The following is a 25,796-nucleotide window of genomic DNA, read 5'->3' on the forward strand; positions in this document are numbered from 1 at the left end:
GTATGCGGTTTGCGGCGATCGCCGACATTCACGGCAATCATCTGGCGCTCGAAGCGGTGCTGGCGGATATAAAGGCTCAAGGGATCGATACGGTCGTCAACCTGGGCGATTGTTTCTCGGGGCCGCTCGAGGCAGGGCTCACCGCCGATCTGCTGATGCCTCTCAACGCACTGACTGTGCGCGGCAATCATGATCGAGCGCTCATCGATCGGCCCTTCGAGGCGATGGGGGACTGGGAGAGGCCGAGCTATCCGCAATTGTCGCCGGCGCATCTCGACTGGATCAGGAGCCTGCCGGAAACGGCGCGCCTCGGCGATGATGTCTTTCTCTGTCACGCCACGCCTGGGAACGACAACACCTATTGGACCGAGACGCTGTCGGCCGACGGCATCTTCCACCTGAAGCCGCTGGCCGAGATCGAAGCCTTGGCGGACGGTATCGATGCGACGCTTATGCTCTGTGGGCACAGCCACATTCCGCGTGCCGTGCAACTCAGCGACCGCAGGCTGATCGTCAATCCCGGCAGTGTCGGCTGCCCCGGCTTCGACTACGATGTGCCTGTCTATCACAAGGCTCAGGCGGGTACGCCCTTTGCCAGCTATGCAATCCTGGAGAATGCGCCGCGTGGCTGGCAGCCGAGCTTTCGGCTGGTGCGCTACGACAATCTCGCCATGGCAGAGCTTGCGCGCCGCCATGGCATGATGGATTGGGTCAGTGCGCTCTCCAGCGGCTGGATCGTCTGAGGCCGCTCAGAACGGGCTTTCTGCGATGATCGACCTGTCGACATCGGCAAGCTGTCGTTTGCCGCAGAGCGCCATGGTCACATCCATCTCCTTGGCAATGATCTCCAGCGCCTTGGTCACACCGTCCTTGCCCATGGCGCCAAGGCCATAGAGGAAGGGGCGGCCGATATAGGTACCCCGTGCTCCAAGCGCTACCGCCTTCAAGACGTCCTGGCCGGAGCGGATGCCGCCATCCATATGCACTTCGATCTTGTGGCCGACGGCGTCGACGATCTTCGGCAGCATTGATATCGAGGAATGCGCCCCGTCAAGCTGGCGCCCGCCATGGTTGGAGACGACGATCGCGTCAGCGCCTGTCTTTGCTGCCATCTTGGCGTCCTCGACGTCGAGAATGCCCTTGATGATCAGCTTGCCACCCCACTGTTTCTTGATCCATTCGACATCCTTCCAGGACAGCTTGGGATCGAACTGCTCGTTGGTCCAGGCGCCGAGCGATGCAAGATCGGAGACATTCTTGGCATGGCCCTGGATGTTGCGGAAGGTGCGGCGTTGGGTTTGCAGCATGTTCCAGCACCAGCGCGGGCGCATGGCCATCTGGAAGAGGTGTTTCGGCGTCAGTCGCGGCGGGGCGGAAAGGCTGTTCCTGATATCCTTGTGACGCTGGCCGAGCAGCTGCAGGTCGGCGGTGAGAACCAGGGCCGAGCATTTGGCCGCCTTGGCCCGCTCGATCAGGTTCATCACGAAGTCCCGGTCACGCATGACATAGAGCTGGAACCAGAAGGGGCGGGTGGTGACGGAGGCGACGTCCTCGATCGAGCAGATGCTCATGGTCGAGAGCGTGAAGGGCACGCCGAATTCTTCTGCCGCCTTCGCTGCCAGCATCTCGCCATCGGCATGCTGCATGCCGGTGAGGCCGGTCGGGGCAAGCGCCACCGGCATTTTCACCTTCTCGCCGACCATGGTCGTTTCGAGCGTCCGGCCGCTCATGTCGACCAGCACGCGCTGGCGCAGCTTGATCCTGGCAAAGTCGCTCTCGTTGGCGCGATAGGTGCTCTCGGTATAGGAGCCGCTGTCGGCATAGTCGAAGAAGAGCTTGGGCACGCGTTTGCGCGCGAGTTCCTTCAGGTCGGATATTTCGAGAATGGGGGCCATGATTTCATGCCTTTCGGGATTGACGACAGTGGGCCATTAGAAGTGCTCGCCGGATTTGAAGGGACCGACGCGCATGCCGGCTGCGATAAGATAGGCGGTCGACCAGCCGATCAGCAGGAAGCCGTTGACACCTTCGAGAGCTGCCAGCATGCGCCATTCCGGATGCGGGACCACGTCGCCGAAGCCGACGGTGGAAAAGGTCGTGGTCGAGAAGTAGAGGGCGGTCTCGAAATCGTCGACGACGCCGAGCAGGCTATAGGCGGCGGCCCAGAGCCAGACCTCCGCCGTCAAAACGGCAAACACGCCGATCACCACCGTGTTCATGGCCAGCATGCGGCTTCTGTGGCCATGCAGGCGAATGCGGTCGGTGACCCAGGCCATGACATGCGTAACACCCATCAGGCCGAAGGTGTGGATGACCACCGTCAGCGAAATGATCAGCGTGCCGAGCGCGAGGTTGGTCAACAGCATGGATCCGCACCCTCCCTCGGGGCTACTTCAAAGGCCGGATTGGGGCTTCGAGGCCTTGCCTGCCACATAGGTCTCGACAACGGAACGATCATCGCCCAGCGTTTGCAGCAGGAAGAGTTCTTCCGAAAGTGATGTCACGGTTTCCATCCGCAGTCGCATGGCCGGGGTCGCCGCGGCATTGAGCACGACGATATCTGCGTCTGTGCCTTCGTCCAGCGTGCCGATTCTGTCTGCCAGATCGAGCGCCACGGCATTGCCGAGCGTCATATGGTAGAAGCTTTCCAGCGGGTTCATGCGTTCGCCGAGCAACTGCTGGATCTTGTAGGCCTCGTCCATGGTCTTCAGCATGGAATAGCTGGAGCCGCCGCCGATATCGGTGGCGACCGCGACGGTCACAGGCTTCTCACGCCGTTTGATCGCCTTCAGCGGGAAAAGGCCGGAGCCGAGAAAGAGGTTTGATGTCGGGCAGTGGACGGCGACAGCACCGCTTTCCGCCATGGCATCCGCTTCGCGCTCCGACAGGTGGATCGCATGGCCGAAGAGGGCCTTTTTCCGCAGCAGGCCGTAGCGGGCATAAATGTCCGTATAGTCCTTGGCGTCCGGATAGAGCTCGCAGGTGTAGCGGATCTCGTCGTGGTTCTCGGACAGATGCGTCTGGATATGCAGGTCGGGGAATTCTTCCGCGAGCTTCTGCGTCATCGCCATCTGTTCAGGCGTCGAGGTGATGGCAAAGCGAGGGGTGATGGCGACATGGTTGCGTCCCTTGGCATGCCATTGTTCGATCACGGCGCGGGTCTCGTCATAACCGAGCTGCGGTGTGTCGAGCAGACCCTGCGGGGCGTTGCGGTCCATCATCACCTTGCCGCCGATCATCAGCGTGCCGCGACGCAGGCTTTCCGCAAAGAAGGCATCGGCGGACGCCTTGTGCACCGAGCAATAGGCCACCGCCGTGGTCGTGCCCTGGCGCAGGAATTCGTCGAAAAACTGGATGGCAATCCGCTCGGCATGGGCGCTTTCCACGAAGCGGCATTCCTCGGGGAAGGTATAGGTATCAAGCCATTCCAGCAGATTGGCGGCATAGGAGGCGATCACCTGCATCTGCGGGAAATGCACATGGCAATCGATCAGGCCGGGCAGGATCAGGTGCGGGCGGTGGTCGATTTCGGTCGCATCAGCGCCGGCCTTGGGCTTCACATCGGCATAGGCGCCGGCGCTAGCAATCTTGCCATTTCGGACCAGTAGCGCGCCGTCTTCCTCGTAGAGATAGCTCTCGCTGTCGCCGGCATGCTCAGGTGCACGGCTGAAAGAGAGGATGCGGCCGCGGATCAGGGTCTCAGTTGTCATCATTTGCCTTCAACCGTCGTCTCGTACCAGGCGACGAGCAGCTTGCGCTCATCGGGCGAGAGATCGGTGATGTTTCCGGGCGGCATGGCATGGCTGCGGCCGGCCTGGAGATAGATTTCACGGGCATGGGCGGCGATCTCGCCGTCCGTCTCGAGCTTCACATTCTTCGGTGCCCGCGCAATGCCTTCCCAGACGGGCTCGGCTGCGTGACACATCGAACAGCGGCCCTGTACGACATCACGTACCGCTTCGAAATGGCCGTTTGCAACAAAGGTCTGTTCACGCGTGGAAAGGCGCGCCTGTTCCTCCTCGCCCGTCAGCACCTTTGGCACCGTCGAGAGCCACATGATGACGATGAAGATCAGCACCGTGACCAACCAGGTCCAGGTCGGCTTGCCCTTGCGGGCATGCGTGGTGTTGAACCAGTGGCGGATGGTGACGCCCATCAGGAACACCAGTGCTGCGATGATCCAGTTGAACTCGGTGGCAAAGGCCAGCGGATAGTGGTTCGACAGCATGAAGAAGATGACGGGCAGCGTCAGGTAATTGTTGTGCAGCGAGCGCTGCTTGGCGATCACGCCGTATTTCGGATCTGGTGTGCGGCCGGCGATCAGGTCGGCGACGACGATCTTCTGGTTCGGGATGATGATGAAGAAGACATTGGCCGACATGATCGTGGCGGTAAACGCGCCCAGATGCAGGAAGGCGGCGCGACCGGTGAACACTTGCGTATAGCCCCAGGCCATGGCGATCAGCACGACATAAAGGATGGCCATCAGGCCCCAGGTGTTGCGGCCGAGCGGCGACTTGCAAAGGAGGTCATACAGGATCCAGCCGACGGCGAGCGACGCCAGCGACAGGCCAATCGCCTGCCAGGGCTCGATGTCGAGCACCGTGCGGTCGATCAGGAACAGATCGGCGCCGCCGTAATAGACCACGGCGAGCAGCGCGAAGCCCGATAGCCAGGTGGCGTAGCTTTCCCATTTGAACCAGGTCAGGTGCTCCGGCATCGAGGCGGGCGCGACCAGATATTTCTGGATATGGTAGAAGCCGCCGCCATGCACCTGCCATTCCTCGCCATAGGCGCCGACGGGCAGGCCCGGGCGCTTCACCAGGCCGAGATCGAGCGCAATGAAATAGAAGGACGAGCCGATCCAGGCGATGGCCGTGATCACATGCAGCCAGCGGACAGCAAAGTTCAGCCATTCCCAGGCGATCGCGTATTCATACATCAGAGAATTCCCCTTTCGTCCTCCCGGCCGGACAGTGTGGAAAATATTGCGCTGCAAGGGAAGCCCTCGCGAACACGGGGAGGGCCTTGAAGGGCGATTTATGCAGAGATTCTTTTCTTGCCGAGAAGTCTGTGAAATCAGGGCGCTTTTTCGGCTTCGAGCGCGGCCGTGAGCCATGTCTCGAAGGCCTTGATTTTGGGCTGGTTGCCGCGTGTCTGTGGGTAGACGAGCCAATAAGTGTTGTCGTCGGTCCAGCTGATGTCGAAAGGGCGAATCAGACGGCCCGACAACAGATCATCCTGCACATAGAACGGGCTCAGCATTGCCACACCGTGGCCGGCAAGGGCGGCACCTGCTTCGAGATCAAGCACTCCGAGGGCATCGAGCCTGCGCGCGGATTTTGGCGGTGCCTCAAGGCCTGCAAGCTGAAACCAGTAGCGCCAACGCAGATCATCATGACTGATCCATGGCAGTTTTAGAAGGTCTGCAGGCTCGTTGACCCCGCCTATTGTGTCTGCAAGCTTCGGACTGAGTATGGGCGTGTAGGCAAGCCTGATCAATTCGCGACAGGTGAGGCCAGGCCAAGGGCCCCGTCCAACTCTTATGGCGACATCGGCCGCCTGACGGTTGAAGTCCGTGAGGGTTGATCCGCGCAAGAGGCGCACGGCAATGTTGGGATGCTGCAACTGAAAGCCGCCGAGGGTGCGGGCCAGCCATTGTGACGCGAATGTGGGCGAGGAGTGGATTTCAAGGATCTCGTCGTCGCCGCGTGCTGCGCCTGACATCGCTTCCTGGAGCAAGGTGAAGGCCTCGGACACCTTTGGCAGGAGACGTTCGCCGGTGGCGGTCATTTCTATCCGGCGTGGCAAACGTAGAAAAAGCCTTTCTCCCAAATGCTCCTCCAGGAGCTTGATCTGGTAGCTGACCGCCGTCTGGGTCATGCCGAGCTCGTCGCCGGCTTTTGTGAAGCTCGACAGGCGCGCCACGGCCTCAAAGACACGAAGGGCGTTTAGCGGCAGTTGGCGCGACAGCTTCATGGATCAACTCTCTTTATCCATCACCAGCGTAATTGAATTGGATCCGGCGGGCAATCGGCGGCACTATCTGCGCATCAGATAGAAACGAATTGATGCGCGTGGAGGCAGAGATGGTGTCCGCGATAGGACGGTTCATGCCCGGATCAGAGGGTATCAAACAATGGCTGCGGGAAACCCTCTCGCGGCGGAAACGGCGTCGGCGGTTCTCCGTAGACGCGTTGCCGGATGACCTCAGACGTGACGTGGGGTTGGAGGCCAAGGGTGACATGCAGCGTCGGCTGGAAGAGTCACATAGGCTGCTGCTCGATCGCATGCGGTCCGGGGCCCTGTGAATGGAAAGTCAATGGATAGAGCAGGTTGGCACGCAATTCTGCAGATGTGATTCCGCTTGTTCGGATATCGCTTCAGGGGAGCAACACAGCAAGCAATTCGGCCGCCACCATCGCTGCAATCACCGCCGGACGCTTGTCTTTCACCGTGCTGCCACCAATTGGCAGGACAAGCCGGCCGATTGCCGCCCGGCCAGTTCCCTCTCGCTCCAGGAAGGAGGCAAAGGTGGCGCGCTTGGTCTTTGAGCCGATCATGCCGACATATGCGAGGTCGGTAAGACCGAGCGCTTCCTTTGCGATCAGGAAATCCAATGCATGGTCGTGGGTGAGGATGACGGCGGCACCGCCCGATTTCAGCTTTGCCACCTCGGCCTCGGGCATCGCGACGCGGCGGAAGGCGATGCCGTAGGGTACCTCTCCGTCGATCTGCGGTCGTGAGTCAATCAGTATGACGTTCAATGGAAGAGGGGCGAGTGCCTGGGCCAGCGCGAGGCCGACATGGCCAGCGCCGAAGACCATGACCTCGGGGAAATGCGCCCGCTCTCCGGCGAGGCGTAGCAACAGTGCCTCCCGGACGGCCGGATCGATCCTGCGGAGGGACAGGCGTACCCGTCCGCCACAGCACTGGCCGATTTCAGGGCCGAGCGGCACATCCAGTTCGGTTTGCGCCGTTTCACCCGCCATTACCCTGCGGGCGCAGTCGATGGCCATGAACTCCAGATAGCCGCCTCCGATCGTGCCCCAGAGTGCTGTTTCGGCCACCAGCATCAACGTGCCGGCCTCGCGCGGCGTCGAGCCTTTGGCCTCGACGACTTCGACGAGAATGGCGTCAGGATGGGAAACGAGGAAGGCGGGGAGGGTGGCGACAGTCATCATGGGCTGATCCTAGCACCAGGCAGTGGGAACTGGACAGCGGGGCTTCGGGTTTAATCCACCAAGGTTTCACCGCGCCTGTAACATGTCTGCCGTGTTATGGTCCGGCATTGCAAGCTCAGGAGCGGGAATGACCAGAACCAAAGGCTTGATCGTATGGCTGCTTGTGGCGGCTTTCGCCGGGGCGCTATTCCTCGTCAATCCGCTGGCGGATGTCGCCGCTCGGTTCAGCCGCGACGTCACGCTCGGTAGCGGCGCGCTCTACACGACCTTGCGGGTTGCGAACTCGGTGATGAGCGTGGCCCGCGATGCCGATGTTACCGGCGGGGTGGGCGTCGCCTCCGTTACCGCGAGCCCCGGCCAGTTGCTGCAGCCCGTGATCAACACAATCGAGCGGATGGTCGACCTGCTGTTCGGGCTTGCCATCGTCTCCGGCATCCTGTCGTTGGTGCTGGTGCCCGTTGCGAAGGTTGCCTCCATCGGCCTTGCGGCCTGCGCGCTGTTTTGTGCTGGCATGACGCTGACCGCCCGGCGGGTACCGCCGATGCTGGAGCGCCTGACGCGGTCGGTCATGGTGCTGGGTGTCCTCGGCGCCGTTCTGTTGCCGGCATCCTATACAATCGCCTTCTATGCCGGCGATGCGATCACGGATCGGGCCTGGACCCATGCGACCGAGGTTTTCGATCAGATGCGCGGTCAGCATGCAGCGGCGGGCCTTGATGACGAGGCCGCAGGAATGGCTGGCGCCCTTACACCCACCGATCGGATCCAGCCGGCAGAGGACGGCATGTTTGACCGTCTCGGCACGGCATTCACGGGCACCCTGCAGGCCGCTTCCGACATGGCGGCCACGGCGGCGGCGAATGCGCAGATCATCCGCGATGGCGTCGCGATCTCGACGGATCTGTTTGCCGCCTCGATCGGCATTGCAACGGCCTATCTGGTCAAGCTGCTCGTGCTGCCGATCCTGATCCTGGCAGCCATGCTGTACCTGATGCGATCCGCCCTGCGCTGAGCTTTCAGGCTCGCTTCAACCTCTCCACCGCCATCAGCACTCGCTCCGGGGTGGCCGGCGCATCCAGTCTCGGGCAAACACGGTAATCCGCAACCGAGGCCACCGCCATCGACAGCGCCTCCAGGACCGAGATCGCCAGCATGAACGGTGGCTCGCCGACGGCCTTGGAGCGTCCGATGGTGGGCTCGGCGTTCTCAGACCAAGGCACCAGCCGCGTGTTGAAGATCTTCGGCCGATCCGAGGCGAGCGGGATCTTGTAGGTCGAGGGGGCATGGGTCCTCAAGCGTCCCTTGCCGTCCCACCACAACTCTTCCGTCGTCAGCCAACCCATGCCCTGCACGAAGCCACCTTCGATCTGGCCGATGTCGATGACCGGGTTCAGCGACTTGCCGACATCGTGGAGGATGTCGGTACGCTCCATCAGATATTCGCCGGTCAGCGTGTCGATCGAGACTTCCGTGCAGGCGGCACCATAGGCGTAGTAGTAGAAGGGCGTGCCACGGCCGGCGGCGCGGTCCCAGTGGATTTTAGGTGTCTTGTAGAAGCCGGCCGCAGACAGCTGGACGCGACCGAAATAGGCCTGCTTGACGAAATCGCCGAAGGTGAAAATCTGGTCGCCAACGCGCACGCGGTTGGGAAGGAACTCGACCTCGGAGGCTGGCACGCCGTATTTCTCAGCGGCGAATGCGACCAGGCGTTCCTTGATCTGGCGGGCGGCGTCCAAGGCTGCCATGCCGTTCAGGTCGGAACCGGACGATGCGGCGGTGGCCGAGGTGTTGGGTACCTTGGCGGTCGTCGTTGCGGTGATCTTCACCGTGTCGACATCGACCTGGAAACAGTCGGCAACGACCTGGGCGACCTTGGTGTAGAGGCCCTGGCCCATTTCGGTGCCGCCATGGTTCAGATGGATCGAGCCGTCCTGGTAGATATGGACGAGCGCGCCCGCCTGGTTGAAGGCGGTCATGGTGAAGGAGATGCCGAACTTCACCGGGGTGAGGGCAATGCCCTTCTTGATGACCGGGCTCGTCTTGTTGAAGTCGATGATCGCCTGGCGGCGCGCCTGGTAGTCGCAGGAGGTTTCGAGCTCCTCGACGACCTTCATGATAATGTTGTCTTCCACCTGCTGGTGGTAGGGGGTCACGTCTCGGCCGGATCCCTTCTCGCCATAGAAATTGGCCTTGCGGACCTCGAGCGGGTCCTTGCCCAGCGCATAGGCGATCTCCTCGATCACCCGTTCGGCCCCCAGCATGCCCTGCGGTCCGCCGAAGCCGCGATAGGCGGTGTTGGAGACGGTATGGGTCTTCAAGGGCTGCGAGGTCAGCTTCACATGCGGATAGAAATAGCTGGAATCGGCATGGAAGAGGGCGCGGTCGGTGACCGGCCCGGAGAGGTCCGAGGAGTAGCCGCAGCGGGCGGCGAAATTGGCCTCGATCGCGTGGATCTTTCCATCATCGTCGAAGGCGACGTCGAAATCCATCTTGAAGTCGTGGCGCTTGCCGGTGACGCCCATGTCCTCGTCGCGGTCGGGGCGGAATTTGACGGCCCGCTTCAGCTTCTTGGCGGCGAGTGCGGCGAGTGCCGCGAACTGGTTACCCTGCGTCTCCTTGCCGCCGAAGCCGCCGCCCATGCGCCGCGTGTTGACGGTGATCGCATTGGAGGGGATGTCGAGCACATGGCCGACGATGTGCTGGATTTCCGAGGGGTGCTGGGTGGACGACCACACGGTCACGTCGTCGTCCTCGCCCGGGATGGCGAGCGCAATATGGCTTTCGAGGTAGAAATGCTCCTGACCACCGATACGCATCGAGCTCTGGATGCGGTGGGTCGCCTTGTCGAGTTCGGTCTCCGGCGTGCCGCGCTTCAGTGTCATGCCCGGGGTAACGAGCGGGCTGCCATTGTCCAGCGCACCGTCGATATCGGTCCAGAACGGTAGGTCGCGATATTCCACCTTGGCGAGGCGGGCTGCCTTGCGGGCTGCGTCGCGGGTCTCGGCGATGACAGCGAAGATGGTTTGGCCGTGGAATTCGATTTTGTCGGTTGCAATCAGCGGCTCGTCGTGGCGGCCTCCAGAGGAGACATCGTTGACGCCGGTGATGTCGTCGGCCGTCAGCACGCAGACGACGCCGGGATGGGATTTCACCGCCGAAAGATCGATCGACAGGATCTCCGCATGGGCGCGATCCGCCATGCCGAGTGCGCCGTGCAGGAGGCCTGATGGTTCGGGAATATCGTCGATATATTCGGCACTTCCGGCGACATGTTTGTGCGCTGAATCATGCCTCAGCGACTGGTGCATCGGCCCCTTGATGTATTTCGTCGTCTCGTAGGTCGCCTTATCCATGATCACGCCTCCTCCGTCGCGAAGCGCTGCAGTTCCTGCGGGGTGCCCGAGACTTCCAGGAAGAAGCGGGTGAGCAGGTTCTTCGCCGTCAGCTGGCGATATTCGGCTGTTGCGCGCCAGTCGGTGAGCGGCTTGTAGTCGACATCGAAGGCATCGCGTGCGGCTTCCACGGTCGCTTGCGTAAAGGGCTTGCCGTAAAGGGCTGCCTCGACGGCGCGGGCGCGCTTCGGCGTTGCCGCCATGCCGCCGAAGGCGATGCGGATATGGGTCACGGTGCCGGCCGTATCCGTTTCGACATGGAAGGCGCCGCAGAGGGCCGAGATGTCCTCGTCGCGGCGCTTGGAGATCTTGTAGACGGCGACATGACCGTCTGGCTTCGGGCGCGGGACAAACAGGCTTTCGACGAATTCGCCCGACTGGCGGTCCTGCTTGCCGTAGTCGATGAAATAGTCCTCGAGAGGCATGGTGCGGGTGCCGGAGGCCGAGCGTAGCGTGACGGTGGCGGAAAGCGCGATGAGGGCTGGCGGACTATCGCCGATCGGCGAGCCATTGGCGACATTGCCGCCGATCGTGCCCATGTTGCGCACCTGCTGGCCGCCGATGCGTTCAATCAGGCGACCGATTGCGGGGATCTCTTTTCTCAAGACGTCCAGAGCGCTGGAGTAGCTGACGCCGGCGCCCATCTTGATGCCTTCAGGCGTGACGGTGATCTTCTGCAGGTCTTGCAGGTGGTTGATGAAAACGACCGGGTCGAGCACCCGCATCTGCTTGGTCACCCAGAGACCGACATCGGTCGCACCGGCAACCACGGTTGCCTTGGGATGGGCGGCGAGCGTTTCGGCCAGACCTTCGACGCTGCCGGGCACGACGAGGCGCCGGCCATCGGGGCCTGTGATCGCGATCGTCTCGCGGGTCGCAAGTTCTTCCAGCCTCGCGATGATGTTGGCGCGCTCGCGTTCCAGCGGGTCGAAGAGGGCGGACGGGCGGATCTGGCCGACCTGTTCGGCCGCCTTGACGATCGGCTCATAACCCGTGCAGCGACAGAGATTGCCCTGCAGTGCACGTTCGATCTCGGCACGGCTGGGGTTCTCCGAGGTCAGCCAAAGCCCGTAGAGCGACATGACGAAGCCCGGCGTGCAGAAGCCGCATTGCGAGCCATGACAGTCGACCATGGCCTGCTGAACCGGGTGCAGCGTGCCGTCCTTTGCCGCCAAGTGTTCGACCGTCACCACATGGGTTGCGTTCAGCGAGCCGACGAAGCGGATGCAGGCATTGACCGTCTCATAACTCAACTTGCCGCCGACCAGCCGGCCGACCAGCACCGTGCAGGCGCCACAGTCGCCCTCGGCGCAGCCCTCCTTGGAGCCCGTCAGCCTGCGCTTCAGGCGCAGGAAATCGAGCAGTGTCTCGGTCGGGTCGAGGCTTGCAAGAGCGATGTCTTCGCCGTTCAGGATGAAACGAATGCGGTCTGCCATGTATGTCTTTTGTCCCCCTCGAGACGTCCATTCTGTGGACGTCGGCGCTGCGCCGACCATGTTGCCAATGGTGGGCGGCGCAGCGTTATCTTTCAAGTCTATTGTGCGGTCCAGCCACCGTCGATGGAGATCGAGGTGCCGGTGATCTGGCGGGCAGCGTCGCTGGCCAGGAAGATCGCGGTCTGAGCGACCTCGTCGATCGAAACGAATTCCTTGGTTGCCTGCAGGCGCAGCATGACCTCGGTCTTCACCTGTTCTTCGGAGATGCCGCGAGCCTTGGCCGTGTCGGGGATCTGCTTTTCCACAAGCGGTGTCAGCACGTAACCCGGGCAGATCGCATTGATGGTGATGCCGAACTCGGCGACTTCGAGCGCGACCGACTTCGTCAGCCCAAGAATGCCGTGCTTTGCTGCCACATAAGCGGACTTGTAGGGCGAGGCGACGAGGCCGTGGGCCGAGGCGATGTTGATGATGCGGCCTTTTTTCTTCGCCTTCATGCCGGGGACGACCGCGCGCACCGTGTGGAAGGAACTGGTCAGGTTGATCGCGATGATCTGGTCCCATTTTTCGATCGGGAATTCCTCGACCGGGGAGACATGCTGAATGCCGGCATTGTTGACGAGCACATCGACGCCGCCAAAAGTCTTCTCGGCGGTGGCGATCAGGTCGGCGATCTCGGCCGGCTTGGTCATATCGCCGCCATGGTAGAGCGCATTGCCGCCATGCGCTTCCAGAGACTTGCGGGCCTGCTCGATTTCGGCGGCGTCGCCGAAGCCGTTGATGACGACATTGGCCCCCTCAGCGGCAAAGGCACGGGCGATTCCAAGGCCGATTCCACTGGTGGAGCCGGTAATGACAACAGTTCTTTTCATGTGAATGCTTCCTTCTCGACGGATGCCGATGGATCACGGGCGTGATGTTGCGCCCGCGAAGGGAAAGGTTAGTCCTAAAGGAAGTTCCGGCGCAACGACCTTTTGACGCAGCCGACGCCGTTCATCGCTGCAGAGCAATTGCGGGGAGACACACTGTTCGATGGCGGGCCCTTTTGTGTGCAGCCGCAAATCTCTATGTCTGAGCCAACACACGCAATCAGGAGTTTTCCCGTGGAACTCGGACTTTACACCTTTGCCGATGTCGACCCGAATGCCGCCAACAAGGGGGCAGATGCCAAGCGCCGTGTCGACGAACTCCTGGCGGAAATCCGGCTGGCGGACGAGGTCGGTCTCGATGTCTTTGGCTTGGGCGAACATCACCGCCCTGACTATATGGCGTCTTCGCCGGCGACCATTCTTGCCGCTGCGGCCGTGCAGACCAAAAACATCCGGCTGACCAGCGCCGTCTCGGTTCTCTCCTCGGACGATCCGGTGCGTGTCTTCCAGCAATATGCGACGGTCGATCTGCTCTCCAACGGTCGCACCGAGATGATGGTCGGTCGCGGGTCCTTCATCGAGAGCTTTCCGCTCTTCGGCTATGACCTCGAAGACTACGACCTGCTGTTTGCCGAAAAGCTTCAGTTGCTCATGGAGATCCGCGAGAACGAAGTGGTCAACTGGGAAGGCCAGACCCGCAAGCCGCTTCAAGCGCGGGGCGTCTATCCCCGTCCGCTGCAGGATCTGCTTCCGCTGTGGATCGCGATCGGCGGCACGCCCCAGTCGGCAGCGCGCGCCGGTTATCTCGGCCTGCCGCTCGGCCTCGCCATCATCGGCGGCGAGCCGCATCGCTTTGCGCCGTTCTTCGATCTCTATCGTCAGAGTGCCGCCAAGGCCGGTGTCGATCCGAAGCAGTTGAAGACCAGCATCAACGTGCATGGTTTCATCCACGACACGACCGAATCTGCGGCCGACATTTTCTACGCGCCGCAGGCGGTGGTGATGGACCGGATCGGCCGCGAGCGTGGCTGGGGACCGACCAACCGGGCGCAGTTCGATGCCTCGCGCGGTCCGCGCGGTGCGCTCTTCGTCGGCGATCCGGAAGCCGTTGCCGAAAAGATCGTCGCCATGCACGGCATCTTCAAGAATGACCGGTTCCTGATGCAGATGGCGATCGGGCCGATGCCGCATAAGGAACTGATGCGCGGGATCGAACTCTTCGGAACAAAAGTCGCACCGCTGGTTCGGAAAGCGTTGACGGAGACAGCGTCTGCCGCCTAAGGCAGCGCTTATCCCCGTCGAAGAGCCGTTGAAGGAACGCCATGATCGTTGAAACCGAAGAGGACCTGTCGCGTCTCAAAGACATCGGATGGATCTGTGCAACGGCAGTCAAGACGATGGCTGCAGCGCTTGAGCCGGGTATCACGACGCGCGAACTCGATCTGATCGGGCGCAAGGTGCTCGAGGACAATGGCGCCCAGTCTGCGCCTGAGCTTTGCTACCAGTTTCCCGGTGCGACCTGCATCTCGGTCAATGAAGAGATCGCCCATGGCATTCCGGGCGACCGGGTGATCAAGGCCGGCGATCTCGTCAACATCGATGTGTCGGGCGAAAAGCTCGGCTATTTCGGGGATACCGGCTCGTCCTTCATCGTGCCGCCAGGCACGGCCAAGCAGGAACGGTTGCTGCGCGACGGAAAGCGGGCGCTCTGGGTGGGCTTGAACCAGGTAAAGACCGGCCGGCCGCTCGCCGATATCGGCAATTCGATCGGCGCCTTTGCCAAGAAAAACCGCTATACGCTGATTACCAATCTTGCGAGCCACGGCGTCGGCCGCTCCCTGCATGAGGAGCCGACCGAGCTTTCGACCTGGCCGGATCCGGATGAGACGCGGATCATGGAGGAGGGGCTGGTTTTTACCGTCGAGCCGTTTCTCTCGCTCGGCGGACAATGGGCCGAGGACGGCGACAAGGACAACTGGACGCTCTACAGCGAGCCACGCGCGCCGACCGTGCAGTTCGAGCACACGATCGTGGTGACCAAGAATGGTCCACTGGTTTTGACGCTCGCCGACTAGGGCGAGCGTTCGATCTTGTGGCCTGCAGGCTTATTCCGACTTCGAAAAGCCGACCGCAACGCCTTTCTTCTTGAAATAGGACTGCATGATCTTGCGGCCCTGACGGTTCGACTGGGCGAGCTTGGACGGCTCGAACACCGCTTCCTTGACGCCTTCTTTCGCCATCGCAGCCTTGAGCGCCGCAATGTGAAGATCGATCTCTTCGTTGTCGTTGTTGATCGAGGTGTAGATGTTGTCGATGGCCTGCTGCAGGCTGAGATCGCTCATTGGGCACTCCTGAAAAAGCTTTGCGACTTCCCTAGCGATTTTTGGGCAGGAGGCAAGAAAAGCTTGAGACCAAATGACTTCCGCCCAACCTTACAGACCCTTAATTTTGGCGGGGGTAATTCTGCCACAATTTGGCGATGCCATTGCTGGGCGGAACCTTCTGCCCTAGGTTCCGCCAGGCTCTACAGGACTTCTCCCACACGAAGGTTTTCCGCGTGTTTCACTCCTTCTTTCCGCAGCCCAAGCTGTTCTTCACCTCAGCCGCTGTCTGGACGCTCGTCTGCATCATCGTCTGGTATACCGTCGGCCCGCAGATCGGCGCCGCGATCGGCTTGCCGCCGCTGGCAGAAGGGCAGCAGCCGCCCGTCGGGCTCGCCTTCTTCTTTACGCCCGACAACCTCTGGTTCTACCTGTACTTCACTATTTTCGTGGTGATGTTCGGTGGTGTCTGGCAGGTCCTCGCCAAGGATCATCCCTGGACGAAATGGTCGATCTGGGGATCGGCCTTCATCATCTTCATTGCCTATTTCAGCGTGCAGATCTCGGTGGCGGTCAACAACTGGCGGGGCCCCTTCTTCGATCTCTTCCAGAAGGCGCTCAACGGCGACGGTACGGTCACTGCCGGCCAGCTCTACGAGTTGCAGCTGCGATTCCTCGAAATCGGCATGGTCGGCGTCACGCTTTCCGTCTTTACCGCCTTCTTCACCAACCATTACGTCTTCCGCTGGCGCAATGCGATGAACGACTATTACCTGTCGAAGTGGGACCAGTTGCGTCACATCGAAGGCGCCTCGCAGCGTGTGCAGGAAGACACGATGCGTTTTGCCAATATCCTGGAAGGCCTCGGTGTTGCGCTGATCAACTCGGTCATGACGCTGGTCGTCTTTCTGCCGATTCTCTTCCGCATGTCGGAGAATGTCACAGAACTGCCGATTATCGGGGCCGTGCCGCATGCGCTGTTCTGGCTGGCGATCTTCTGGTCGCTGTTCGGCACGGTGCTGCTGATGGTGGCCGGCATCAAGCTGCCGGGCCTGCAGTTCCGCAACCAGCGCGTTGAAGCCGCCTTCCGCAAGGAGCTGGTCTATGGCGAAGACAATGCCGAGCGTGCGCAACCTGTCACCGTGCGCGAGCTCTTCACGAACGTGCGGCGCAACTACTTCCGCATGTATTGGCACTACACCTATTTCAACGTCGCACGCTTCACCTATGGCCAGCTCGACGCGATCTTCCTGACCTTCATCCTGATCCCGACCATCGTCGCCGGCAAGATCACCATGGGTGTCTGGCAGCAGATCGCCACCGCCTTTGGTCAGGTCACGGACAGCTTCCAGTATCTGGTCAGCTATTGGTCGACGATCATCGAACTGCTCTCGATCCACAAGCGTCTCGCCGCCTTCGAGGCCGCCATCGATGGTGCTCCGCTGCCGGCGATCGACCAGCGCTACCTTGAGCGCGAGGCAGAAGAGGGCGAGATTGCCGCAGATCGGCCCTACTGAGACCGAGCCAACGCGACCAAGTTGCAAAGGCCGTGCCGGGAAACCGGTGCGGCCTTTGTGTTTGCGATGAAGGAGGTCGTTAGCCGAAGTTCGGCGACACGGAAACCGGCGAGGTGAAGCCCGCAGGCACGGCGGAATAGGCTTCCGGTTGGGTGAACAGCGAAAGACCAATGGCTACAGCGCCGATGGTGGCGGCTATCACGCAGGCGCAGGCAAGGAGGAACAGGATCTTCATGGATTTCCCCGAGATGTTTGCCCCGGCATATCGGGTCTGCCAGCCGCGAAGTAAATGCGTCACGCGATCACATGCCGATCACATGACGATCACGGGGGGTATCACATGGCGCCGGGTGCCGCCGCCGGATTGGTCCGGCCCTCCAGCATGTCGAGCGCTTCGGCATAGGTAACGCAGGCGACATCGGGCAGGGGACAGACCTCCGTTACCAGTCGTTCCATCGCGATCCAGTAGGCGCCACCGTTCATCTCGACGAAATGCAGGCCGATCTGCAGGGGAATGCGCTCGCCGTCATACTGCCGGTCGAAGGCGCCACGGAAGGCCTGGTAGCTGCGCTCGGCGAATTCGTCTGCCTTTGACGGGTGGTCGATCCCGGCGGAATGGCGGATGAAGAGATTGTAGTCCATGGCGATGATGCGTCGCTCCCTCGGACCCTCCGGAATCAACGGCAGGCCGAAACGGGCCAGTCCGCCTTTTTCGACCGGCAGTGTCGGGTCGTGGGTGACGATGCTTGCATCATAACGGAAGCCGTGTTCGCGCAAGGCCTGAAACAGGCTCTCGGGTGCCGAGAGATAGGGTGCGCGGAAACCTGTGATGTCATTGTCAACGAAGTCTGCCCAGCCAGCCGGTTCGCGATCGGCAAAGCCGTTATCCTTCCATGCATTCGCCAGAACCCGGTCGAAGGCGTCGAACTCCGTCAGCCATTCCGCCTTGCTCCAGTCCTTGCCGTCGAAATGGCCGCAGGTATGGCTGGCGATCTCATGGCCTTCGCCGCGCGCTTTCCAGATGTGGTCGAGCCGGTTGCCGACTTCCTCCGCGCTCATGGCAAAGCCGATATTCGAGCGCCCCGCCTTGATGCCTGGCGCTTTGTAGTCGCTGGCACGGGCGCGCGGGATCAGGGTGGTGCAAGAGAGGAAATAGGTGAATTTCGCATTGGCACGCTTTGCGATATCGCGGCTGCGCGCCCAGAGCCTGTTGTCATGCGCACCGTCGAAGGAGACGAGCAGCAGTTGTTTCGGCCTCTGTTCATCCGCGCCTTTTTCCGCAGGGGCGGGCGCTTCGGCGAGCGCAGTGGTCGCCATTGCGGCGAGGGAAATGGCAATCAGGCTACGAAACATCAACAACTATCCGGCAATCAACAGGGTGCGTTGCCTCCCATTCAAATGCGGCGAAGCTTTGAACGCTCTGGAAATTCGATCGCCGGACCAGTAAGGCTTTGGGCAACTCGACCTGAAAGGTTCTGACCCATGACGCTTCTCATTCTCGGCATCATCCTGTTTCTGGCTACCCATCTGATCCGCGTCGTCGCGCCCGGTTTCCGGCTGTCGATGATCGACCGCTTCGGCGAGACGGGCTGGCGGGTGATCAATTCGGTGATGAGCCTCGTGTCACTCGTCGTCTTGATCTGGGGCTATGCCACGGCCCCTGTCGTCAATTTGTGGTTCCCGCCGATGGGCATGAACCACCTGACGACTACGCTGATGCTGTTTGCGATGATCTGTCTGGTGGCCGGTTTTCTGCCGGCCGGACATATCGCCACCAAGACCAAGCACCCGATCGTGCTGTCCATCAAGATCTGGGCGGCCGCTCACCTGCTCGCCAATGGCGATCTCGCATCCGTGCTGTTGTTCGTCGCGCTTCTGGCCTGGGGCGTGGTCCTGCGCATCAGCTACAAGCGCCGTGTGCGGGCGGGTGAACTGGTGCTCAAGCCCTTCGTCTCGGCGCGCTTCGATGCGATTGCCGTGGTCGGTGGCATCGTCGCTTGGGCCGTCATCACCATGTGGCTGCACAAACTGTTGATCGGTGTTGCGCCGCTCACCATGTGACGGCTTAAGGCTGTTGGCGGTTTTCCCCTTACAAGCGGGCAAAAATCGGCTAGAAGGCCGCTCACGCATGATAGACTGCATCGAAAGGCCGGCGACGTCCGGGAGTATGAATGGTTGACCAGAACGACAGCTTTATCCGCGAAGTGAACGAGGAGCTTCGCTCCGACCAGGTGCGCAATGCCTGGAAGCGCTACAGCCGCTGGATCATCGGTGTCGCCGTCGTCATCGTGCTTGGCACGGCCGGTCATCGCCTCTGGACGCATTGGGACAGTACCCAGGCCTCGGATGCCGGCGACAAGTTCCTGGCGGCGCTCAATCTGGCTGACCAGGGCAAGCGCGACGAGGCGGAAGCGGCACTCCAGGCGCTGGAGCAGGAGGGCTACGGCGCCTATGGCGTGCTCGCCCGTTTCCGTGGCGCCTCTGTTCTTGCCGAAAAGGGCGACCCGGCCGGCGCCATTGCCTCCTTCAAGACGATTGGCGACGATGCCTCGATCCCGGAGGCCGTGCGCAACACGGCGAAGGTTCGCGCCGCATGGTTGCTAGTGGATACGGGCTCTTACGAGGATGTCTCGGCGGTCGTCGAGGCGATGGCAACGCCGACCAATGCCATGCGCCACGCTGCCCGGGAAGCGCTGGGCCTCTCCGCCTACAAGACCGGTGACATGGTCCGTGCCCGCGAATGGTTCGAACAGATCAGTGAAGATGCGGAAACCCCGCGCAATGTCGCCAACCGCGCCCAGATGCTGCTCGACAACATCAAGGCCTCCGGCAAGGCGCCGTAACAACGACAAGGCCTCTTAAGGCCGGAAAGCTAGCGTTCCCATGAGTTTCACAGTCGCCATCGTCGGGCGCCCGAATGTCGGCAAGTCCACGCTCTTCAACCGCCTCGTCGGTAAGAAGCTTGCGCTGGTCGACGACACCCCGGGTGTGACCCGCGACCGCCGTCCGGGCGATGCCAAGCTCGTGGATCTGCGCTTCACCATCATCGATACTGCCGGTCTCGAAGAGGCCGGCGCCGACACGCTCGAAGGCCGCATGCGCGCCCAGACGGAAATGGCAATCGACGAGGCGGATCTGTCACTCTTCGTGGTCGACGCCAAGTTCGGCCTGACGCCCGTCGACCAGACGCTCGCCGAAATGCTGCGCCGTCGTGGCAAGCCGGTGGTGCTCGTTGCCAACAAGTCGGAAGCACGCGGATCCGATTCAGGCTTCTATGACGCCTATACGCTCGGCCTCGGCGAACCCGTGCCGATCTCGGCCGAACATGGCCAGGGCATGATCGACCTGCGCGACGCCATCGTCGAAGCGATTGGAGAAGAGCGCGCTTTCCCCGAGCCCGACGACGAGGCGGAAACCGATGTGGTTCTGACCGAAGGTGAGGGCGAAGAAGACGAGGAGTTCGAGCCGGAATACGACGACACCAAGCCGTTGCGCGTGGCGATCGTCGGCCGCCCGAATGCCGGCAAGTCGACGCTGATCAACCGATTCCTCGGCGAAGACCGTCTGCTGACCGGGCCTGAGGCCGGTATCACCCGCGATTCGATCTCGGTCGAGTGGGACTGGCGCGGCCGCACGATCAAGATGTTCGACACCGCCGGCATGCGCAAGAAGGCGCGCGTGCAGGAAAAGCTCGAGAAGCTCTCGGTCGCCGACACGCTGCGCGCCGTCCGTTTCGCCGAGACCGTCGTGATCGTCTTCGATGCGACCATTCCCTTCGAAAAGCAGGACATCCAGATCGTCGATTTCGTGCTCCGCGAAGGTCGTGCCGCCGTGCTTGCCTTCAACAAGTGGGATCTCGTCGAAGATACGCAGGCGGTCCTGGCCGACTTGCGTGAAAAGACCGAGCGGCTTCTGCCGCAGGCCCGCGGCATCCGCGCCGTGCCGATGTCCGGCCAGACCGGCTACGGCCTCGACAAGCTGATGCAGAACATCGTCGACACCGACAAGGTGTGGAACAAGCGCATCTCGACGGCCAAGCTCAATCGCTGGCTGGATAGTGTCACGACCCAGCATCCGCCACCGGCCGTTTCCGGCCGCCGCCTGAAGCTAAAATACATGACGCAGGTCAAGGCTCGTCCGCCGGCCTTCATGATTTCCTGCACGCGTCCCGATGCGCTGCCGGAAAGCTATGTGCGCTATCTGACCAATGGTCTGCGCGCCGATTTCGATATGCCGGGCGTGCCGATCCGCATCCACTTCAAGGCGGGCGAGAACCCGTTCGAGGGCCGTAAGCGGCGCCGCTGATCGGCAGTCTCACTCGGTTGCGGGTGCCTGATAGCTGTCCGCGTCTTGCGGGCGGATCCCGAAGCGCTGCCTGAGACCACGCCTGCGGCGCCGCTCTTTCGCTTCCACGACATTGTCGAAAAACTGCTGAGTGGCCGCTTCCCAGGAATAGGTCTCGGCCAGCCGTCGTGCGGCCTGGGGCGAGGCCTGAAGGGCCGCGATACAGGCGATTTGCAGGTCGCGATCCATGGCGCCGGCATTGGAGCCGGACGGTATGATGTCGACGGGGCCGGTCACGGGATAACCGGCGACGGGGACGCCGGAGGCCAGCGCTTCGAGGATGGTGTTGCCAAAGGTGTCGGTCTTCGAGGGGAAGACGAAGACATCGGCCTCTGCATAGGCCCGGGCGAGATCCTCGCCGTGTTTCATGCCGGTGAAATGCACGTCGGGATAGCGCGCCTGAAGGTCGGCACGGGCAGGGCCGTCACCTACCACCACCTTGGATCCCGGCAGGTCGAGATCGAGAAAGGCCGGCAGGTTTTTTTCCACCGCGACGCGACCGACCGTCATGAAGATCGGACGGGGCAGGCCGAAGGGCTTTTCCGATTTTTCGCGGGGGTAAAACAGGCTCGTATCGATGCCACGGCTCCAGAGGCAAAGATTGTTGAGACCCTGTGCTGCCAGTTCCCGTCTGAGGCTTTCGGTCGCCACCATGCAGGCGCCGCCGCGATTGTGAAACCAGCGGACATAGGCATAGAGCCAGGAAAGCGGCACCGGCAGACGAGCCGCCACATATTCGGGAAAGCGTGTGTGATAGGTCGTCGAGAAGGCACGCTTGTGCTTGAGGCACCAGCGCCGGGCCATCAGGCCGAGCGGGCCCTCTGTGGCGATGTGAATGTAGTCGGGCTGCTGCTCTTCCAGCATCCGGCCGATGCGGCGCGGTGTGACGAGCGACAGGCGGATCTCAGGATAGGTTGGCATTGGGGCGCTGCGGAAGGGTGCCGGCGTGATCATCGAGACCTCGACGCCCATCTTCTGCAGTTCGCGATTGGTGGTCTCGATCGAGCGGACAACGCCATTGACCTGAGGGTGCCAGGCATCGGTCACGATGGTCAGTCTCGGCATGGCGTGTCCGCCCTCATCCGAACGGCCGCCTGAGCGGCGATTCACCCTCTGAAGCTCTGACCGCCTTATGCGGGTCCAATATTACAGTCTGATGTCAGTCGAAAAAGGGGTGTTTGACATCGGTCTCCGAACCCGATTCCCTAGGCGCGACCTGACGATTCCCGCTCAAAGGATCCGCCCATGACGAAGTCACCCGCTCAATCCCCTCGATCCAATGCGGCCGACTGGTGGCGGGGCGCCGTCATCTACCAGGTCTACCCGCGCTCCTTCCAGGATACGGATGGCGACGGGATCGGTGACATCAAGGGCATCATCGAGCGACTGCCCTACATCGCCTCGCTCGGCGTCGATGCCATCTGGCTGTCGCCTTTCTTCACGTCGCCCCAGGCCGATATGGGCTACGATGTCTCCGACTATTGCGACGTCGACCCGATGTTCGGCACGCTTGGCGATTTCGACGCTATGATGAAGGAGGCGAAGCGGCTTGGCCTCAAGGTGATCATCGACCAGGTGATCTCGCACACGTCCGATCAGCACCCCTGGTTCAAGGAAAGCCGCGCGAGCCGGGATAATCCGAAGGCCGACTGGTATGTCTGGGCGGCCGCCAAACCCGATGGTACCGCGCCGAATAACTGGCTCTCGGTCTTCGGTGGCCCCGCCTGGGAGTGGGACGGGGTGCGCAAGCAATATTACATGCACAACTTCCTCGCCTCGCAGCCTGATCTCAACTTCCACAACAAGGCGGTCCAGGATGCCGTGCTCGACGCGGTAAGGTTCTGGCTCGATCGTGGGGTCGACGGCTTCCGGCTCGACACGGTCAATTATTACTTCCACGACAAGGAACTGCGCGACAACCCTCCGCATGTGCCCGACAGCGAGGATGCCGGGCTCGATGCGCCCGACGTCAATCCTTATGGCATGCAGAGCCATCTCTATGACAAGACGCAGCCTGAGAATATCGAGTTCCTCAAGCGCTTCCGGGCATTGCTCGACCAGTATCCGGACCGCACGACGGTGGGCGAAGTTGGCGATGGCGCCCGTTCCCTGAAGACTGTCGCCGCCTACACCTCCGGCGGCGACAAGCTGCACATGTGCTACACCTTCGACCTACTGGGGCCAGACTTCACGCCGAGCCATATCCGCCACTGCGTCGAGAGTTTCCAGAAACAGGTGAAGGACGGCTGGGTCTGCTGGGCCTTTTCCAACCACGACGTTACGCGGCATGTGAGCCGTTTCGTCCAGCAGCCGCAGGAACGGGAGGCTGTGGCGCGGCTCGCCATATCAGTGCTTTCGGCTCTCCGCGGCTCCATCTGCCTCTATCAGGGCGAGGAGCTTGGCCTGCCCGAGGCAGAGCTTGCCTTCGAGGATCTGCGCGATCCCTATGGCATCCGCTTCTGGCCCGCCTTCAAGGGGCGTGACGGGTGCCGCACGCCGATGGTCTGGGAAGAAGGCAAGTCGCAGGCCGGCTTTTCCACGGGCAAGCCATGGCTTCCGGTGCCGGCGGAGCATCAGGCGCTTTCGGTCGATGTGCAGGAGAGGAACGGCGGCTCGGTGCTCCCCCACTACCGGGCGACGCTTGCCTTCCGCAAAAGCCATCCGGCGCTGATCGATGGGGACATGGAGTTTCTGGCGACCAATGAGGATGTGCTGGCCTTCATTCGCTCTAAGGGCGACGACCGGCTGCTCTTCGTCTTCAATCTCCGCCGGGGGCCGCAGGAGATCGGCTTGCCGAAGGGGCATGGCGTGCGCGAGGTGTTTCCCATGCCCGGTCTGACCGGCTCGGTAGTCGACGGAGAGATCCGCCTCGGGCCGCTGGATGGCATTTGCGCGCGATTGTCATGACCGGGTTTCGGGTTCGGCGAGCGACAGAAGAGGATCTCGACGCCTGGGCATCCCTTCGCCATCAGCTCTGGCCGCACCTGTCGCTTGAGGGACACCGGACGGAAATCGTCGATGCGCTGGCACAGCCGGAGAAGCTTGTAGCCTTCCTTTGTGTGAGTGCCACCGGCAACGCAATCGGGCTTGCCGAGGCGAGTGTGCGGTCGGACTATGTCAATGGCTGCGAGACTTCGCCGGTGGCCTTCCTGGAGGGCATTGTGGTGGACCCGTCTTTCCGTCGGCAAGGCGTGGCGGCGAGCCTCGTCGCGGCCGTTACAGATTGGGCGAAGGATGAAGGCCTGAGCGAACTCGCTTCCGATGCCGAGATCCACAATACCGTCTCCCATGCCATGCATGCGGCACTGGGCTTCGAAGAGACCCAGCGGGTCGTCTATTTCCGCAAGTCGCTTTGACGATCAGACGGCGCCGTCATCGGGAATGTTGAGCACATGGCCGCAGGCCTTGCAGTGCACGGCGTCCACGTCGTGTCGCTGAAGCCCGCATTGCGGGCAGGGGAAGGTCACCTTGTTGGGGCGGACGATCGCCTGGGCGAGCCGCACAAAGAGCGAGATACCGATGATCATGGTGACGATCGACGTCAACTTGCCGAAGGTGCCGGGCAGCGTGATGTCGCCGAAACCCGTCGTCGTCACGGTCGCCACGGTGAAATACATCGCATCAATGAAGCCGGTGCCGGGATCTTCGCGATAGAAAAAGAAGGTGTAGACGAAGCCGGTTACCAGAAAGAGGAAGACGAAGAGATTGATGAAGGCGGTGACGACATCCGTCTGCTCCTTCAGCCCAAGCCGGTTCAGCATCAGTTTGAAGACCGGTCGCTGGGCGACGGCCCAGATGCGCGCCACGCGCAGGAAGGCGAAGTTGAACAGCCATTGCGGGAAGAGCAGCGTGCCCAGCACGAAAAGATCGATCCAGGTCATCGGCCGCATCAGGAAGCGGCGCGTCGACCAGGACGCCGACCATTGGGCAATCAGCTCCACCGCGATCCAGGCGGCAATCATGTAGTCGAGGATCAGGTAACTCGGACGATCACGCAGATAGGGTCCGGCGAGGAAGAAGCCGATGATCGCGATGTCGATCACCATCAGCGTGAACTGGAAGCGGATCGCGGCGGTATCGCGGCCGTAGTAGAGGCGAACGAGGCGCTGGCGGAACGGCTTGATTCGATTGCCTTCAGTCTCGGATACCATGGGCCCTCGTCAGTAATGGTAGCGGCATTGCAGGATGACCAGCGTCTGGTCTTCTCCCATGCCGACAACGGCGTAGACGACCCTGTGTTCCTGGGTCATGCGGCGGGACCACATGCCTCCAGCACACAGCGATCATCGAGTGATCAGTTTATCGTAATCCGCATGAGAGCCGATCCAGAACCAGATCCAGTCCTCGCTCGACCGGACGGCAAGCGCCCGATGTCCAATGCCGACCAGACTTTGCCGATCTGCTTGAAGTGCAGAGATGGATGCTGGGGATCGGCCTTCAGGCGATCGAAGTTATGGTCGGCGAGTTTGCGAACCGCTTCTGGAAGTGCGTTGTCACATGCCCAGAACTCCGGTGTCGTGTGGTGATTCACAGCGGCCGCGTTCGCGCACCCGCGTGAGATGCCAACGCGCCCTCGATGAGTTTGTCCAGTCGTCCTGCTGCCGAATCGTGTTCGATCTCTCGATCCCAGCGCTCGGCGCGCAGTTCTTCCACCGAGGCCGCAAAGGTGTCGAACTCCTCAGGCGACAGTTCGCGGACCATTTCTAAAAGACGTTCGAGACGGGTCATGGCTT

General features: G+C 61.7%; 26 protein-coding genes. 10 read left to right on the top strand and 16 right to left on the bottom strand.

Going from position 1 to position 25,796, the window contains the following annotated elements; genetic code table 11:
- Positions 1-2: 2 nt before the first annotated feature.
- The gene (locus SJY08_RS03880) at positions 3-743 is read left to right on the top strand and encodes a metallophosphoesterase family protein (protein ID WP_377274753.1); all 741 of its coding nucleotides are present in this window, start codon (positions 3-5) and stop codon (positions 741-743) included.
- A 6-nt stretch (positions 744-749) separates the two neighbouring features.
- Here SJY08_RS03880 and SJY08_RS03885 read toward each other — a convergent pair whose 3' ends face one another.
- The 6 genes from SJY08_RS03885 to xdhC all read right to left on the bottom strand — a co-directional run bounded on the left by SJY08_RS03885 (position 750) and on the right by xdhC (position 7,181).
- Complete coding sequence (locus SJY08_RS03885; protein ID WP_069043594.1) at positions 750-1,895, bottom strand: alpha-hydroxy acid oxidase; 1,146 nt, start codon at positions 1,893-1,895, stop codon at positions 750-752.
- Positions 1,896-1,931: 36 nt separating this feature from the next.
- Entirely contained in the window at positions 1,932-2,366 is a 435-nt protein-coding gene (locus SJY08_RS03890; RefSeq protein WP_377274754.1) for a potassium channel family protein, read from the bottom strand.
- A gap of 27 nt (positions 2,367-2,393) precedes the next feature.
- Positions 2,394-3,710 carry a guanine deaminase gene (gene guaD, locus SJY08_RS03895; protein WP_377274755.1) on the bottom strand — a complete coding sequence of 439 codons (1,317 nt, stop codon included), beginning with the start codon at positions 3,708-3,710 and terminating at the stop codon, positions 2,394-2,396.
- Entirely contained in the window at positions 3,710-4,942 is a 1,233-nt protein-coding gene (gene puuD, locus SJY08_RS03900; protein WP_377274756.1) for a urate hydroxylase PuuD, read from the bottom strand. The genes guaD and puuD overlap by 1 nt, the downstream gene beginning before the upstream one ends.
- 137 nt (positions 4,943-5,079) lie before the next feature.
- Complete coding sequence (locus SJY08_RS03905; protein WP_377274757.1) at positions 5,080-5,979, bottom strand: LysR substrate-binding domain-containing protein; 900 nt, start codon at positions 5,977-5,979, stop codon at positions 5,080-5,082.
- A 404-nt stretch (positions 5,980-6,383) separates the two neighbouring features.
- Positions 6,384-7,181 carry a xanthine dehydrogenase accessory protein XdhC gene (xdhC, locus tag SJY08_RS03910; protein WP_377278471.1) on the bottom strand — a complete coding sequence of 266 codons (798 nt, stop codon included), beginning with the start codon at positions 7,179-7,181 and terminating at the stop codon, positions 6,384-6,386.
- A 130-nt stretch (positions 7,182-7,311) separates the two neighbouring features.
- On the opposite strand from xdhC, the gene SJY08_RS03915 reads away from it, so the two are divergent.
- Positions 7,312-8,196: a hypothetical protein gene (locus SJY08_RS03915; RefSeq protein WP_377274758.1), complete on the top strand. Its 885-nt coding sequence runs from the start codon at positions 7,312-7,314 to the stop codon at positions 8,194-8,196.
- Positions 8,197-8,200: 4 nt separating this feature from the next.
- Here the strand turns inward: SJY08_RS03915 and xdhB are convergent, their stop codons facing one another.
- From xdhB to SJY08_RS03930, 3 genes are all read right to left on the bottom strand, one after another.
- Entirely contained in the window at positions 8,201-10,537 is a 2,337-nt protein-coding gene (gene xdhB, locus SJY08_RS03920; protein WP_377274759.1) for a xanthine dehydrogenase molybdopterin binding subunit, read from the bottom strand.
- A gap of 2 nt (positions 10,538-10,539) precedes the next feature.
- Entirely contained in the window at positions 10,540-12,012 is a 1,473-nt protein-coding gene (xdhA, locus tag SJY08_RS03925; RefSeq protein ID WP_377274760.1) for a xanthine dehydrogenase small subunit, read from the bottom strand.
- Between the two features lie 98 nt (positions 12,013-12,110).
- A complete protein-coding gene (locus SJY08_RS03930) occupies positions 12,111-12,884 on the bottom strand; it encodes a 3-hydroxybutyrate dehydrogenase (RefSeq protein ID WP_377274761.1) in 774 nt (257 codons plus the stop codon).
- A gap of 231 nt (positions 12,885-13,115) precedes the next feature.
- Between SJY08_RS03930 and SJY08_RS03935 the strand changes: the two genes are divergently transcribed.
- Positions 13,116-14,162: an LLM class flavin-dependent oxidoreductase gene (locus SJY08_RS03935; protein ID WP_377274762.1), complete on the top strand. Its 1,047-nt coding sequence runs from the start codon at positions 13,116-13,118 to the stop codon at positions 14,160-14,162.
- Between the two features lie 41 nt (positions 14,163-14,203).
- Complete coding sequence (gene map / locus SJY08_RS03940) at positions 14,204-14,956, top strand: type I methionyl aminopeptidase (RefSeq protein ID WP_054148447.1); 753 nt, start codon at positions 14,204-14,206, stop codon at positions 14,954-14,956.
- Positions 14,957-14,986: 30 nt separating this feature from the next.
- On the opposite strand, the gene SJY08_RS03945 is transcribed toward map, so the two are convergent.
- Positions 14,987-15,223: a hypothetical protein gene (locus tag SJY08_RS03945; RefSeq protein WP_006725732.1), complete on the bottom strand. Its 237-nt coding sequence runs from the start codon at positions 15,221-15,223 to the stop codon at positions 14,987-14,989.
- A 215-nt stretch (positions 15,224-15,438) separates the two neighbouring features.
- On the opposite strand from SJY08_RS03945, the gene sbmA reads away from it, so the two are divergent.
- Positions 15,439-16,719, top strand: coding sequence for a peptide antibiotic transporter SbmA (gene sbmA, locus SJY08_RS03950; RefSeq protein WP_054148448.1), 1,281 nt, complete (start codon positions 15,439-15,441; stop codon positions 16,717-16,719).
- 79 nt (positions 16,720-16,798) lie between these two features.
- Here sbmA and SJY08_RS03955 read toward each other — a convergent pair whose 3' ends face one another.
- Entirely contained in the window at positions 16,799-16,954 is a 156-nt protein-coding gene (locus SJY08_RS03955) for a hypothetical protein (RefSeq protein WP_156322722.1), read from the bottom strand.
- Between the two features lie 101 nt (positions 16,955-17,055).
- The gene (locus SJY08_RS03960; RefSeq protein ID WP_377274763.1) at positions 17,056-18,072 is read right to left on the bottom strand and encodes a polysaccharide deacetylase; all 1,017 of its coding nucleotides are present in this window, start codon (positions 18,070-18,072) and stop codon (positions 17,056-17,058) included.
- A 129-nt stretch (positions 18,073-18,201) separates the two neighbouring features.
- On the opposite strand from SJY08_RS03960, the gene SJY08_RS03965 reads away from it, so the two are divergent.
- The 3 genes from SJY08_RS03965 (at position 18,202) to der (ending at position 21,024) form a co-directional block, all read left to right on the top strand.
- Complete coding sequence (locus SJY08_RS03965; RefSeq protein WP_054148450.1) at positions 18,202-18,780, top strand: NnrU family protein; 579 nt, start codon at positions 18,202-18,204, stop codon at positions 18,778-18,780.
- 110 nt (positions 18,781-18,890) lie between these two features.
- Positions 18,891-19,562 carry a tetratricopeptide repeat protein gene (locus tag SJY08_RS03970; protein ID WP_377274764.1) on the top strand — a complete coding sequence of 224 codons (672 nt, stop codon included), beginning with the start codon at positions 18,891-18,893 and terminating at the stop codon, positions 19,560-19,562.
- A 40-nt stretch (positions 19,563-19,602) separates the two neighbouring features.
- On the top strand, positions 19,603-21,024 hold the full coding sequence (gene der / locus SJY08_RS03975) for a ribosome biogenesis GTPase Der (protein WP_300889296.1): 1,422 nt from the start codon (positions 19,603-19,605) through the stop codon (positions 21,022-21,024).
- 9 nt (positions 21,025-21,033) lie between these two features.
- On the opposite strand, the gene SJY08_RS03980 is transcribed toward der, so the two are convergent.
- Complete coding sequence (locus tag SJY08_RS03980) at positions 21,034-22,128, bottom strand: glycosyltransferase family 4 protein (RefSeq protein ID WP_377274765.1); 1,095 nt, start codon at positions 22,126-22,128, stop codon at positions 21,034-21,036.
- Between the two features lie 180 nt (positions 22,129-22,308).
- On the opposite strand from SJY08_RS03980, the gene SJY08_RS03985 reads away from it, so the two are divergent.
- The gene (locus tag SJY08_RS03985) at positions 22,309-23,970 is read left to right on the top strand and encodes an alpha-glucosidase family protein (protein WP_377274766.1); all 1,662 of its coding nucleotides are present in this window, start codon (positions 22,309-22,311) and stop codon (positions 23,968-23,970) included.
- Positions 23,967-24,419, top strand: a complete 453-nt coding sequence (gene aac(6'), locus SJY08_RS03990) for an aminoglycoside 6'-N-acetyltransferase (protein WP_069044082.1) — start codon at positions 23,967-23,969, stop codon at positions 24,417-24,419. The genes SJY08_RS03985 and aac(6') overlap by 4 nt, the downstream gene beginning before the upstream one ends.
- 3 nt (positions 24,420-24,422) lie before the next feature.
- Here the strand turns inward: aac(6') and SJY08_RS03995 are convergent, their stop codons facing one another.
- The 3 genes from SJY08_RS03995 to SJY08_RS04005 all read right to left on the bottom strand — a co-directional run bounded on the left by SJY08_RS03995 (position 24,423) and on the right by SJY08_RS04005 (position 25,791).
- A complete protein-coding gene (locus tag SJY08_RS03995) occupies positions 24,423-25,214 on the bottom strand; it encodes an ion channel (RefSeq protein WP_054148456.1) in 792 nt (263 codons plus the stop codon).
- A 9-nt stretch (positions 25,215-25,223) separates the two neighbouring features.
- Positions 25,224-25,328 carry a type II toxin-antitoxin system YoeB family toxin gene (locus SJY08_RS04000; protein ID WP_377274767.1) on the bottom strand — a complete coding sequence of 35 codons (105 nt, stop codon included), beginning with the start codon at positions 25,326-25,328 and terminating at the stop codon, positions 25,224-25,226.
- 262 nt (positions 25,329-25,590) lie between these two features.
- Positions 25,591-25,791 carry a hypothetical protein gene (locus SJY08_RS04005; protein WP_377274768.1) on the bottom strand — a complete coding sequence of 67 codons (201 nt, stop codon included), beginning with the start codon at positions 25,789-25,791 and terminating at the stop codon, positions 25,591-25,593.
- Positions 25,792-25,796 lie beyond the last annotated feature (5 nt).

The sequence above is a fragment of the Rhizobium sp. R86522 genome, assembly GCF_042466255.1.
Taxonomy (GTDB): Bacteria; Pseudomonadota; Alphaproteobacteria; order Rhizobiales; family Rhizobiaceae; genus Allorhizobium.